Source organism: Bdellovibrio sp. HCB185ZH (assembly GCF_047302455.1).
In the GTDB taxonomy this organism is placed as follows: Bacteria; Bdellovibrionota; Bdellovibrionia; order Bdellovibrionales; family Bdellovibrionaceae; genus Bdellovibrio.
In genome coordinates this window covers 2965636-2979309 of sequence record NZ_CP178624.1, presented here as the reverse complement: position 1 = coordinate 2979309, position 13674 = coordinate 2965636, and the positions used below count along the sequence as shown (strand labels likewise).

Here is a 13674-nt window from a genome sequence, read left to right as displayed (position 1 = left end):
GAAGAATTTTAACGAAGATAAATTTGAAATTGTGCAGGCATGTTGCGATCGAGATTGATCACGTTCATGCGGATGTCGCGCACGGAGTCTGCCAGGAAATTTGCGCTGGCGTCGCGGGGGCCGCGGTAATCGCCTTGAATTGTGAAAGCGGAAACTTGGCCTTTGTTTTTAAGCCAGATCAGTGGATTTTGAATTCTTACGGTGCCACGATTTACTCGCACCAGGATTTGCGAATAGGCTTCTTTGGACTTTACGGGATAGATTTTCATTTGTGGAGCATTAGGGAAAATGTTTTCCGTTGCCACTAATTTCCAGTTACCTGCAAAAGCAGAAACTGACATCATCAAAGTCACAAACATCGCGAAGAACTTTTTCATACAAACTCCTTACAAGACTTGAAATGCAAACGAGTGAACGCGAACTTCGGCGTCTTCGGTATATAGACCCAAAGCCCCTGCCTGATCGTACAACGCTTCCGGCATCTGGCTACCGTGGTAGTCCATAATCTGAACCCCGTCACGAAAAACACGAAAACGTTGGCCCTGTTTGGCAAAATAGTAAGTCACGCGCGCGCCGACGTCCTGTTTTGATTGCTCGGATGTCATTAAAAACTTCTGACCCTTGTCTTCAAAGAATCGCCCGAGCTCCACACCGGAGTTTGGTTTTTGAATAAAGTAATTCGCAGTTTTAACTAGATGCGGATCTTTGCGGAAGTTGCTGACGAACCAAAAAACTTCCCAATCATTAGGTGTCGATGAGCGCAGTTGTCGAATTGTTGTGACTTCCATTTTCACAACATAGTTATTCACTGGCGAAGTCAGAGTGTTCTTTAACAGCAAAAGGCTCGCGAAAGTTTGCAGAGAGGTCTTTGCCGTTTGGGGATAGAAAACCAAATCCCCGGTGCCATCGACATTAAACTTTACTTCGCCGCCGCCATCGAAAGCCACAGTCCAATATTTGGAAGTCAAAGGAACATTGATCAGACGATTGTACTTGGGAAGATCCATAGGCCTTGGAGCTTTCTGCGCACAGGCACTGAGGATTAGAAAAACAGAGAGAATAAGGACGGTTTTCATCGAATCATCATAGGATGAACCGACGAAAAGGCAATTCCAGATAAAAAAATCCCAGGACGGGATTTTTTCGCGCAAGCCCGCAGGGGTTAGGGGCAGGAGTCTTTAATAAAAAAATCCCCGGGGGTTTCCCCCCGGGGCCTGCTCACCACCAAACAAGATGTAAAATTATGTCATCAAGCTGTCGTACAAGTTGCAATCAAGTTGTTATCAAAAGCTGATGGCGGCTTTAGAAACGAATCCAAATGTAAAGTCATTACCCAAATTTCCAGGAGGAACGCTGGCTGCGGAACCATTCTTCCAAGCTTCTCCAGGGAAAAGTAGACCAAGCTGATTCACCCATTGAACACGTTCAATTGGTTTGTAAACAAGCTCGATATCCCATTCTAGGCCTAAATCTTTTTTAGCATCAACAGAATTTTGAAGCGTGTTCATCAATTGTGCATAAACCACGGTGTTGCGAAGAGAGAAACGTTCGTTGATCGTGTAATTCACTGAAGGAGCAAGGTAGAAAGCATTTCCAACACTTTCATCGTCCGCTGAATTACCAACACCCAAAGTTGTACCAGAAGCTGCAGAAGCAACCGGTTTAACAGCGTTCGTGTTGAAGAAGTCAGCACCACCCAAACGGTGATTGAACATCAACATTGCAACATCATAGTTCTTATTAAACGCAAAACCGCTGAAATTCGTTGCGCCCGTATCACCCGTCGCCATACCTGTTTTCAAAGACCAATCCCATTTAGATTCTCTTGCCGGAAAATAGAATTCCGCAGCTAGACCGTAACCATCCAAAGCTACGTTCTCTGAACCTTTTTGAATCCCTGTTTCGCCAGATTGGAAAGCACCTTCGATTTTATAACCGAAAGAATCCCAAGCACGACCCAAGATGAAGCTTGTCGTGTTGATGCTCATGTCAGCACCCACTGTACCAGCAGCGCCACCTGTGTACGCAGCAATCTGATCAGCTGTGTAGTTCAAAGTCGTGCGAGCACCTTTTTTCTGTTCAACGTAAACGCCGATCACAGATTTTGCTTCAACATTTTCGTATTGAAGTTGAGCACCCCAGAATGTCTGGTTGTTACCTTGACCGAAATCGTTAGCAACAATGCGACCCAACATTGGCATCAAGAACCAGTCGCCTACGATGATTTTGTAAGCGGCCATATCACGAGTATTGTACCAGTGATCAAACTGACCTTTGCCGGCGGAATACATCATGCCCATACCGAAATCGAATGGCACACGACCCACCATCAAAGAACCGAACTCTTGATTCACGTTCAAGTACAACTGACTTGCAGAAACAGTTGCCGGTCCTTGATTTCCAGAAGTTGTCTGGTTGTCAGAAGTATTCATCCCCCAGATAGTACCTAGCTGAGAACCTGGATAAATATCGCTGTTGAAAATATCCACGCGAGAAATGATGTTTACACCATCAGCCGCGATGATTTTCGGAGTCAGGTACAAATAATTCAACCCGTAAGCTTTGCGCTCTGTCGGATTAGTCAAAGAAGGTTTATCAACCTCTGTCCATTCCGCACGGTATCCACCTGACCAGTCTAAAGACATCGCTTGAGCCGCTGTTGACGACAAAGCAAGGGAAAGACCCAATACTTTTAGAAAATGTGCTTTCAACATTTGTATTCCTTTACTTTTCTACCACGCCCATCACTTCAGTTTCGCGAAGGATGACGAGGTCTTCATTTTGTAATTTAATTTTTGAACCGGAGTATTGCGAGAACACCACTTTGTCCCCGACTTTCAATTCCATTGGCGTCAAATGACCTTTTTTATTCACATGACCACGGCCCACGGAAACCACTGTTCCATGCAGATTCCCCGAAACATCTGCCACAGTGTCTGGAATGTATAATAAGCCACTCGCAGACATGCGATCAGAACCTGATGTTTGCACAATCAAGCGATCATCCAGTGGAGTGACAAAATCACTTAGATCCACCAACTTTTTCGCCGCTGGCTTTACCAAATGAGCCATTGCTGGCGCTTTTGCTTCAGCAACAGTTGCTGGCTTTTTGGCTGCAGATGATTTTTTTACAGAAGACGGAGCGGCTTTCTTGGAGACTGCTTTTTTAGGAGCGGCCTTCTTAGCAACCGTTTTTTTAGCAGCTTTTCGAGCTGCTTTCACTGAAGCTTTTTTTGCTGGAGCTTTCTTTGTGACTTTACCAGCAGATTTTTTTGCCGGTGCTTTTTTGGAAACTGATTTTGCGACTTTTTTAACGACCTTTTTTGCGGTCTTTTTTACGGCTTTCTTAGCAGAAGATTTCTTCTTAGCCACAACTTATCCCTTTCACGAAAAAACACTTCAACAGTGTCTATATTTCGTACTACTCTTATGTGCATGTTGCGACCAAGATTAAAGACCATTTTAATTCGTTTTACAATCCTCGTGACGCTTGCAATCATCGTGGGCCTTGGGATTGGTGTCTATTCCTATTTCTCTCTCGAAAAAGAGATGTCACAGAAGCTTGAGTCCAAGCGTTTCATTGTACCTACGGAGTACTATGCAGGACCGCGAGTTTTCAGCGTGCGCAACAGCGCTCAAGCGAATGTTGTGGAGGGCGTGTTTAAGAATCAAAACTACCGCCGCCGTGACTATGATCAGCGTCTTTTGCAAGGAGATTACTTCCTGGCAGACAGAGAGCAGTGCAGCGCACGCCTGCAATTGCCTCTTGATGAAAACCAGATCGCTTGTTTTGCCTGGGTGAACAAAGATGTCGCAACAGACAAAGTGGATTCCAGCATCCAAGTTTTGGTTTTCCAAAACGATGGCACCATCTCGAAAATCTTGATAGGAGCCCCTTTCCAGGAATCACAGACTGCTTACGGCGAAGCACCACTTTTGGCACAGTACATCGGTAACGAACCTTTAATGCAAAAAACCGTGACATTGGGCGAAGTCCCTCCGACGTGTTCCAATGCCATCATGGCCATCGAGGACGCGCAGTTTTTGGAGCACGGCGGAGTCAGCATTAAGGGCATCATGCGTGCGGTAGTCAAAAATATCACCACGGGTCGCAAAGAAGGTGGCAGCACCATCACACAGCAGTTAGTGAAAAACTATTTCCTGACCAGCGAAAGAACATTCAAAAGAAAATACAACGAGTTCATCATGTCGATCTTGTTGGAGTCGCGCTTTAACAAAGATGAAATTCTTGAGACTTACCTGAATGTCATCTATATGGGACAAAATGGTTCCTTCCAAGTCCGTGGCTACGGCGCAGCCGCGCGGTATTATTTCAACAAAGAAGTCTCTGATTTAGATTTATCCGAGTGTTCTTTGTTAGCTGCCATTGTGAACAGCCCGGGACTCTACAACCCTTTCAAAAAACCAGCGAACGCAGAACGCCGTCGCCACTTGGTTTTGGATAAAATGAAAGGTTTGGATTTTATCACCGAAGCGCAAATGACAGCAGCAGATCATATGCCTTTACCAAGTGCTCCGATCACTCTGGCAACTGAAACAGCACCATACTATCTGGATGCGGTTCGCAAACAATTGGACTCGTTAAAAATTCCTGTCGAGGGATTGCGAATTTACACTGCCTTAGATCTGGAAGCGCAACAAGCGGCTCAAGAATCTTTGCGCAATCACTTGGACGGTCTTGAAAAATCCAATAAGCACATCAAAGGCCTTAAAGAAAAAGGCAATAGTCTGGAAGGCATTGTCCTGGCGGGCGATAACCGCACCGGCCTAGTAAATGTGGTTGTGGGCGGTCGTAACTATCGCATGACGCAGTTTAATCGCGCGATCGATGGTCACCGTCAGGTCGGATCAACCATGAAGCCTTTCGTTTATTTGACGGCACTGATGAATGAAACTCCCGAGGGAAAACCTTACTCCCCGATCACGCTTTTGAATGATGAAAAACAGCAGATTAAATACGAAGGACAAACTTGGGCGCCAGAAAATTATGGCAAAAAATACTACGGCCAAGTTCCCATGTTCTATGCTTTGAAAAACTCCATGAATGCCGCGACAGCAAATCTGGGCATGCAAGTGGGCATCGGTAATATCGTCGACATCGCTCACAAATTCGGAATTGATTCAGAACTGAAAGCTTTCCCTTCACTGACCCTGGGAGCATTTGAAATGTACCCGCGTGAAGTTCTGCAAAGCTATATGACGATCGCCAACATGGGGCTTCGTCGCGATATTTCGTTTGTTCGCAAAGCCGTGAATGCCGAAGGCAATGAAGTTTACACTTTCGATTCGCACGAAAGACAAGTTGAAGATCCTGCGACGGTTGCAAGCCTTATCAGCATGATGAAACAGGTAATCGTATCAGGTTCTGCTCGAGCGATTCCACTAAACGGATTTACGAATCCCGCCGCAGGAAAAACCGGAACTACGAATGATAACAAAGACGCGTGGTTCAGTGGCTTTACACCTTACTTAACGACAATCGTTTGGGTTGGATATGACAACAACCTCCAACATAAACTGACTGGTTCAAGCGGCGGAGTTCCGGTATGGACTGACTTTATGAAAAAAATCGGAAGTCGCTATCCTGCAGATGATTTCCCTTGGCCCGAAGGAACTGTGAAGGTGACATTGGACGAAGAAACATTGAAAGCCCTAAACGCTGTTCAGGCTCCCTTCGATCCGACATCAGTTGAATTGATTTTCAGAAAAGGCACGGAGCCCTAGGCTCGAGGTAACAGTTCCCTTTTAGGAATGCAGCGCATTCCTAAAAGGGAACTGTTACCTACTAAAGAACGACTTCCAATCCTTCATGGGCAAAATCCCAGGAGACATTCGGAAGAATCTCGTTATTAGCGGCCGACGCCCGAGCGACGGCTTCATAATACTCACGAGTTTGACGACGTAATTCCAGGACATGATCTGTGCGAGCGCCCGGATCATGGTGCGCAAAAAGAACTCGTTTGATGCCTTCGCGGAAGGCGATTTCCAATCCCACCTGAGCAGCACTGTGACCCCAGTTGGCTTTTTCTGCCAGCTCCGGCAACGTGTACTGCGCATCGAAATACATCAAATCGATATTTTGATACAATGGCAAATCCGCACCCAACTCCTCTTGAGTCACGCGCGTACCTTCCGTATCCACACAATGCGCATAAGTTTTCCCGTTCGCCTGAACTTTGAAACCCCAGCAAGGATCTGGATGATCCAACTGGTAAGGCGTCACTTTGAACTCGCCGACTTGAATCGTTTTGCGCGGTTCTAAAACATGGAAATGAATTTTCGCCTGAAGTGCTTCAAACGGTACCGGGAAGTAAGGTTTTTTAAACAACCCACGAATCAAAGATTCCAGTTCTGGTTGCACAGCATAGTAATGAATTTCTTCACCGGGAATAAAATGCGGCACAAAGAATGGCAAACCAATCACATGATCCCAGTGAAAGTGAGTCATGAAAATATGGTAAGGACCTTTTTTACGAGTCGCCGTGCCTTTAAGAATTTTTTCGCTGATTGAACGAATGCCACTGCCACCATCGATTATGATTTGATCATTGCCATAGTTCAGCTCAACACATGTTGTTGCAGATCCATAACCACCCACAACAGGTTCTTCCATGCCTCGAATGTACGTGGAAACCTGATCGGCACTGCGATGACCAGCAGTGAAAAAGTTCTGAAGAACTCCCTCAATGTGTTGTGCCCAAACTGATGGTGGTGGAGACGATGGCAAAGAGCCACGAACGCCCCAAAATTTTATGGAGAATGACATACCTTCTAAGGATGCCTCAGAATAAACACGAATCAAATTAATATTTTATCCTAGGACCGACCTAGGTAGTGACTCTCTCCATTGAGTTTCGGTCGTACCGGACCTAATTCTGAATTCCGGATTTCCGTGACGGCAAATCCAGCATAAAACCTGTTTGAGAGACTAATTTATAGGCATGCCCCTTGCTCAACCTCGACTCGGAGGTTTTCCAATGAAACAGTTCTTCCTAACATCTGCTACACTTTTGCTCATTTTATCCACCCAACAGGCTCGCGCCGACGTGATGGCCGATGTCTGTGATCTGCAAACGTCCTATCAAAATTGGGCCGACACTTCGATCGGACTTTCCTGCAAACAAGTGAAATCGATGACAGAGACTTACAAGGTGGTCAGGATTTCCATCGAACCTTTGATGATGATTGCAGCAGCACCAATGGTTAAAGAAGCATTCGCACACAGCGCCGAAGTGCTGCTCAACATCCGCACCCCTCAATCAGTTGCGATCCTTTCCGTTGTAGTTATGGGCGCGTATGGAATCAACACCGTGAAAATTCTAATGAACGAAGCCATTGAAGAATGCGCTCGTCGTGACCAGGAACAATTCAAACAGCAAATCTTGGAAGAGGTTTATCGCAAATTCGGTGTCAGTCCTCAAGCCGATGTTCCTTTCGAAGTTCACACTCACTAGGAATTTCCCATGCAAATTTCAGATGTTCGAATTTTAGATATCGCCACCGATCTCTACTTGTGGTCCATGATCGGAATCAGTCTGCATGCAGTGTGGACTGATAAATCCACACGGACCTTGTTTTCAATAAGCCTCTGGTCCATCTGGCTCAGCGTGGCCGGTTGGGCTTTACTCCCCTCGCAATTCACTGACGTCATGCAAGGAACCACCGCCGGAATTCTGGGGCTGCTCTTTCTAAACTCAATGGAGTATCGCTCGAAAAAGGTGTCATCCCGCCCTCTCGAGTAAGGATTACTCGAATGGCGGTTCCTTTTGCACCCACCTATAATACGTTGCAGCCAAAACATGCGACGTAAGTACATGAAATCACTCAAATAAATTTATATCCGCGAGCGTCCGAATTGGTACGCCTATTGCTTACTTCTGCAGTATGGAAATTCGGAGACAAAATGACATCATTGCTTTTCGTGCGCCTGGGGAATCCCCAGTGGCTTTTCATGCGCGAAATCTAGAGGTTGCCGACATCTCCGAAGAGCTTTGGGCGGAGATGACCCAAGCCTCCAACGACTCCCTTCAGTCCGTGTTGACTGACTGGAACAACGAAATCAATCCCGAAACAACAACGACAGTTCCAGGCAAAGAAATCCGTGCGCTGACCATCAACGTGACGCAAATTTGCAATTTGAAATGCACTTACTGTGCGGCCGGTGGAGATGGAACTTATGGCGCGGCTCAAACAAAAATCTCGGTGGAAAAAACTCTCCCGCAACTGAAATATTTTTTGGAGAAAGTTTCTGACTCGGGAACTTTCCGTATTGGCTTTATTGGTGGTGAGCCTCTTCTTTATCCAGAAGGCATACGTGCGATTGCCAACTATGTGAAGTTGATGACAGCGGGAAAAAACATTCGTGCCCAGTTTTCTATTGTGACGAACGGAACTTTGCTGACAGATGCAAACATCGCTTTGCTTGAAGAAATCAAATGCAATATCTCTGTGAGTATCGATGGCGACGCCAAGTACAACGATGCCGCTCGCCCTATGAAAAACGGTCGAGGCAGCACGGCAGTGGTCGTTGAAGGCCTGCAAAAACTTTTTGCTCGCAAAGAAAATTTCGGTTCCATCACGTTGCATGGTGTTTTCACTGCAGACAATATGCACGTGACAGAGGCCTATGAATTTTATCGTCAATTCCCAGCGGATGCTTACGAATTCACTTACAGCGTTTCTGATTTAAATCAGGAGGCCAGTGATACTTTCACGCGCGAGATGCGCTTGATCGCAGCCATGGCATACTCTCAAGGTGGCGAGGCTGCACTTCGTAAGATCAGCTTTTTTAATCGAATTTTTTCGGCGTTGGATGAACAACGTCGTACTGAAAACTTCTGTGGCGCCGGGAAATCCTTCCTGGTCGTCGATGCACGTAACAACCTCTTCACCTGCCCCTGGGATGTTGGCAACAACGCCCAAAAAGTGGGTCAAGGCACGGAGGTTTCCGAGGCCGCACTCGAAGAGTACTCACGCCCGTTGATTGAACAAAACAACTGCCAAAGCTGCTGGGCCAGATTCCTCTGCGGTGGCGGCTGTATGTATGTTCACAAGGAAGCAACGGGTTCAAAACATCAGAAAAACGGTCAATTCTGCGAAAGAACCCGCAGCTTGGTCGGAACAGCCATTTTATACTTTAAAAAAAGTCGTCAGACTGATATTCAAGAGGACAGTGACTATGGAAAACACTAAAAAAACTACGACCCACATCAAGAAAGTAAAGCCTCGCGGCAACGTGCTTTCTGCCGTACCGACAGCCAGCGAATGCATCCCAGTTAAATAACCTGGAGCTATTTAATAATATATGAAACTGCCAAGTCCATTCGAGGAAACGACCAACTCCTCGAAACCAGTGCAATACCGCGTTTACGCGATCAGAGCTGTTTTAGCTATGATCATGGCGTTTCTTATTGCGCAAATCAATTTGGACTATGTGGAGTCATGGCTTTACGACTTCCGCATCCGCTCGCAACTATTCCAAAGAACTTCTGAAAAAATTGAGCTGGTTTACATTAAACCCTCCACTGTTCAGGCCTTCAAAGGCCAACCGAACGCCAAGGATCAGACAGCGATTCTTTATAATTTGCTTGCCGCTCATCCACGGGCTGTCGTTTATGACTTTGCGATCGATGATGCTCAAGGCAGCGAAGAAGACAAAGCTGAATGGGCCAACCTTATCGTTCAAAGCACGAATGTCTACGTGGCAACTCCCGACACCCCATTAAAGGGCGAGGAGCGAAGCCTGTATTTGCCTCTGCCATTCGATCATGTGCGCATGGTTTCGGCGCCAAAAACTTCGGATACAATTAATTTCGCCAAAGACCGCGTCACTCGCCGTATGCTTTTGTCTTATCAGGATTCATTGATGCTTCCTGTGACCTTGGCGGGTTTCTATAATCCCGACATTTTGGATTTTAGAAATATCCGCGGCTATTTTGATTTCTATGATACCAAGCAATCCTTTATCGATTACCGCCGACCGGGCTCATTCCCGTCGACTGTGTTTGACGATCTTGCCAATGGCAAAGTGGATTGGACTAAATTCGAAGATAAAATCGTTATCATTGGTACCGACTTAAATATCAGCGAGTCTGATTATATCCTGACTCCTTACAGTCGTATTCCTTCGGCTATGACCCGCATTGAGATGCAGGCCAATATCATCGACACCCTGATTCGCAATTCCAGCCCGGTCAGGATGCCGACCTATGTGAATTGGATCTTGCTGACGTTGATTTCCATCCTAGCGATTCAAATCGTCCTGAGCATGAGTCCCGCGATGGGTTTGATGATCTTGGTGGGAACACTGACCGGATTTTCAGTGATCTCGTTTACATTGTTCTGGTTATTCGGGTGGTGGATCACCATGGCGGCTCCGCTCCTGGCGGGCTTTTTGGTTTATTATTTCTTTATCCCTTACCGTCTGATCATCGAAAATCGTCGCAGCTGGGAATACTATCAAAAGAATAAGCTTTTAAGTCAGGTGGAAGAACTTAAGACGAACTTTATCTCGATGATGTCCCACGACTTGAAAACGCCGATTGCGCGCATTCAAGGTATGACAGATGTAATCTTGGCGGATCAGGTTCAATTAAGCACTCAACAGCGTGAAGCCGTGGATACGATCAAGCACTCTTCAGATGATCTTTTAAAGTTTATCAGCTCGATTTTGAACTACGGAAAAATTCAAAGTGAGGGTGTGGAACTGCACATGCAGACGAAGGACATCAACAATGTCCTTCAGGAAGTTATCCGCAAGCACGAGTTCCTGGCCAAAGTAAAACGCATCCAGATCGTGTCGGAGCTTGAGCCGCTGTTCCCTATTCGCATGGATCCGGATTTGATGCGCCAGGTGCTATCGAATCTGGTGGAAAACGCGATCAAATACAGCCCGGATGACACGAAAATCCTAGTCACCAGTGAGGAAAAAGATGAACGAGTTGTCATCCAAGTTTCTGATCAGGGGCCAGGTATTCCAGAGGACGAATTGAATAATATCTTCATGAAGTTCTTTAGAAGCAAAAACGTAAAGAGCACGCAGATCAAAGGCTCCGGGTTGGGCCTTTACTTGGCTAAATATTTTACAGAACTGCACAAGGGACGCATCTTTGTGGAGTCGAAAGATGGAAAAGGTTCCACATTTACGGTAGAACTGCCGATGGAACAAGGGGGCGTAAATGCTTAAGGTTTTGGTAGTAGACGACGATCAAGGGTTGAGACTGTCCGTTAAAACAGCTCTTACCGCCAACCAACGTTTTGACGTCGACGAAGCATTCGATGGCATCAACGCCATGGAAAAAATTAAAGCCGGTACGACCAAGTACGACCTTGTTATTCTTGATGTCGACATGCCTCGCTTAAACGGCCTTGAAACTCTTCGTGCGATCAAAGAATACGACTCTGGAATCATCGTGATGGTGATGACAGCCCACGCGACTTTGAACGACGCTGTTCAAGCCGTTAAAGATGGTGCTTACAATTATCTTTCTAAACCGGTTGCGGGCGACGAGTTACTAGCTTTGATCGACAAAGCTGTGAACGCTCATAACTTGATTTCTAATATCGCATTCTCGGCACCCGTGATGGTTGAAGAAGGTCGCAAGATCATTGGTCACACATCACAAATGCAAAAAGTATTTAACATCATCCACCGCCTTGCCAAAGTGGACACTCCGGTTTTGATCCGTGGTGCTTCTGGTACAGGTAAAGAATTGGTCGCTAAAGCGATCCATTTCAACTCGGCTCGCAAAGACGAAAAATTCGTTGCGATCAACTGCTCTGCAATTCCTGAAAACTTGTTTGAATCAGAATTGTTTGGTCACGAAAAAGGCTCGTTCACTGGCGCCGATCAACGCAAAATCGGTAAATTCCAATTTGCTGAAGGCGGCACACTGTTCCTGGACGAAGTCGGTGATATGCCGCAATTGATGCAAGTTAAGATCTTGCGTGTCCTTCAGGAAAAGCTGTTCACTCCCGTGGGATCGAACCGCGAATTCGCCAGCAACGTACGTATCATCGCTGCGACCAACCGTCCTTTGGAAGACATGATCAAAGCGGGAACTTTCCGTGAAGACTTGTTCTATCGTTTAAACGTAGTTCCTATATTCTTGCCTGCTCTTCAAGAGCGTAAAGACGACCTTGAGCACATGATTAACATCTTTATTAAGAAGTTCAATCAAGCCCAAGGCAAACGCATCAATGGAATCACTCCCGATGCAATGGCAGTTCTTAAAAAGCATTCTTGGCCAGGAAACATCCGTGAGCTTGAGAACGTGATTGAACATGCTTTCGTTCTGGAGACGAGCAATTTGATCTCTTTGGCTTCCTTGCCAGAGGCTTTGTTAATCGCAACAGGTACTAACTTAATCGACCTTTCACCATTTGAAACGGCTCAAAATGTGGCTTCTGCTGGGATCGTTAAAGCGGCAACTGCACACACGGGCTTAGGTGAAGATGATGAAAGCGCTGGCAGTGACATCGACTCTGAAGACCTTGAAGGTGAAGAGATCGTTCCTTACTCTGGCGAGAATCTTGATTTCAACGCCCAAAAAGAAGCGTTCGAAAAAGAGTTCATTATCAAAGCACTTAAAACTTTCCGTGGTCGCATCAATCAAACGGCGCTTCACGCGAACATTCCGAAAAAAACTTTGCTACGCAAAATTGAAAAATACGGAATTATCGCTAAAGACTACGCAAACTAAGTTCATTCTTTTCAGCTCCAGCAAGGCCTTCCATCCACGGAAGGCCTTTTTTATTTCCGGCCAAAGCAGATAAAAATAGGTGCCTAACTAAAGGCGTCGGCGGTGAATGCAAGTGAAAGTTATCAATAAAAAATCGGTTTCTGCATCGCCTCTAGTTATTTAATCCAAAAACAATCACCAGATCTAGTGTTGCACGTTTTTTAAGCACAATTTGTTTAAGAATCATGTCGACGATACATTGACTCGATGTTGTGAAATTTGTAACGTCAGCCCCTCGACCCCGGAGAAATTCTAAGACATGACCATGAACCCCTTGCCACCGCAGGCTTACACAAAAGAGACGCTGCTGAAAGCCTACCAATGGCTGATGTCGCAAAACTCTAATATCAAGGAGATCGCAACAACTCCTGATATGCTTGTAAGTCTTTATCTGAAATCGGTGCGTGATGGTGAAAGCGCTTTGGAGCGCCCAAGTATCAAGAATTTCAAATCCGAACTTAAAAGCTTGTCAGCACTGATGGGCGAGTTGGATCGTCCCAACCAAAATCACGGAACGGGTGCGACTTATCATCAGCAAGCTCCTCAGCAGCAACCCGTGCAGCAACAACAACAGCCTCTTCAACAACCGGTTCAACAGGTTTTGCAGGCTCAAACGATCCAGCAAATGGCTCCCCCGGTTCAAACTGTTGTCCAACCACAGGTTGTGCATATTGCCCAGCCCGCACCCGTGATGGCACAACCTTCGATGGTCCCGCAAACTCAAGTCTCTTACACCGAGAAGACTTTGACGGCGACCACTCAAGATTCCGATGTCATGGTCCTTTTTGATTGCGGGACTAAATCAATGATTCAGGAAGTCAAAGAAGAGTTCAATTTGAGTTCTGATTTAGAAGCCTTGCGCATGCTCGTAAAAATCGGTTATGTGAAGTCTAAAGGCATGCTAAAATAGGTT

The 13674-nt window shown here is 46.0% G+C and carries 12 protein-coding genes; 7 read left to right on the top strand and 5 right to left on the bottom strand.

Annotation, left to right across the window (positions count from 1 at the left end; translation table 11 throughout):
- Positions 1-8: 8 nt before the first annotated feature.
- From ACLSU7_RS14570 to ACLSU7_RS14555, 4 genes are all read right to left on the bottom strand, one after another.
- Positions 9-377: a hypothetical protein gene (locus tag ACLSU7_RS14570; RefSeq protein ID WP_413292646.1), complete on the bottom strand. Its 369-nt coding sequence runs from the start codon at positions 375-377 to the stop codon at positions 9-11.
- Positions 378-386: 9 nt separating this feature from the next.
- A complete protein-coding gene (locus tag ACLSU7_RS14565; protein ID WP_413292645.1) occupies positions 387-1076 on the bottom strand; it encodes a hypothetical protein in 690 nt (229 codons plus the stop codon).
- A gap of 207 nt (positions 1077-1283) precedes the next feature.
- A complete protein-coding gene (locus tag ACLSU7_RS14560; RefSeq protein ID WP_413292644.1) occupies positions 1284-2714 on the bottom strand; it encodes a hypothetical protein in 1431 nt (476 codons plus the stop codon).
- Positions 2715-2724: 10 nt separating this feature from the next.
- The gene (locus ACLSU7_RS14555; RefSeq protein WP_413292643.1) at positions 2725-3372 is read right to left on the bottom strand and encodes a co-chaperone GroES; all 648 of its coding nucleotides are present in this window, start codon (positions 3370-3372) and stop codon (positions 2725-2727) included.
- Positions 3373-3483: 111 nt separating this feature from the next.
- Here ACLSU7_RS14555 and ACLSU7_RS14550 point away from each other — a divergent pair, with 111 nt between their 5' ends.
- The gene (locus ACLSU7_RS14550) at positions 3484-5745 is read left to right on the top strand and encodes a transglycosylase domain-containing protein (RefSeq protein ID WP_413292642.1); all 2262 of its coding nucleotides are present in this window, start codon (positions 3484-3486) and stop codon (positions 5743-5745) included.
- 61 nt (positions 5746-5806) lie between these two features.
- Here the strand turns inward: ACLSU7_RS14550 and ACLSU7_RS14545 are convergent, their stop codons facing one another.
- Entirely contained in the window at positions 5807-6787 is a 981-nt protein-coding gene (locus ACLSU7_RS14545) for an MBL fold metallo-hydrolase (protein ID WP_413292641.1), read from the bottom strand.
- Positions 6788-6998: 211 nt separating this feature from the next.
- Here ACLSU7_RS14545 and ACLSU7_RS14540 point away from each other — a divergent pair, with 211 nt between their 5' ends.
- The 6 genes from ACLSU7_RS14540 (at position 6999) to ACLSU7_RS14515 (ending at position 13671) form a co-directional block, all read left to right on the top strand.
- Positions 6999-7475: a hypothetical protein gene (locus ACLSU7_RS14540; RefSeq protein WP_413292640.1), complete on the top strand. Its 477-nt coding sequence runs from the start codon at positions 6999-7001 to the stop codon at positions 7473-7475.
- A gap of 9 nt (positions 7476-7484) precedes the next feature.
- A complete protein-coding gene (locus ACLSU7_RS14535; protein ID WP_413292639.1) occupies positions 7485-7763 on the top strand; it encodes a hypothetical protein in 279 nt (92 codons plus the stop codon).
- A 199-nt stretch (positions 7764-7962) separates the two neighbouring features.
- On the top strand, positions 7963-9213 hold the full coding sequence (locus ACLSU7_RS14530; RefSeq protein WP_413292638.1) for a radical SAM protein: 1251 nt from the start codon (positions 7963-7965) through the stop codon (positions 9211-9213).
- Between the two features lie 112 nt (positions 9214-9325).
- Positions 9326-11206, top strand: a complete 1881-nt coding sequence (locus ACLSU7_RS14525) for an ATP-binding protein (RefSeq protein ID WP_413292637.1) — start codon at positions 9326-9328, stop codon at positions 11204-11206.
- Positions 11199-12722 carry a sigma-54-dependent transcriptional regulator gene (locus tag ACLSU7_RS14520; protein ID WP_413292635.1) on the top strand — a complete coding sequence of 508 codons (1524 nt, stop codon included), beginning with the start codon at positions 11199-11201 and terminating at the stop codon, positions 12720-12722. The genes ACLSU7_RS14525 and ACLSU7_RS14520 overlap by 8 nt, the downstream gene beginning before the upstream one ends.
- Positions 12723-13020: 298 nt before the next feature.
- The gene (locus ACLSU7_RS14515) at positions 13021-13671 is read left to right on the top strand and encodes a hypothetical protein (protein WP_413292633.1); all 651 of its coding nucleotides are present in this window, start codon (positions 13021-13023) and stop codon (positions 13669-13671) included.
- Positions 13672-13674: the final 3 nt, after the last annotated feature.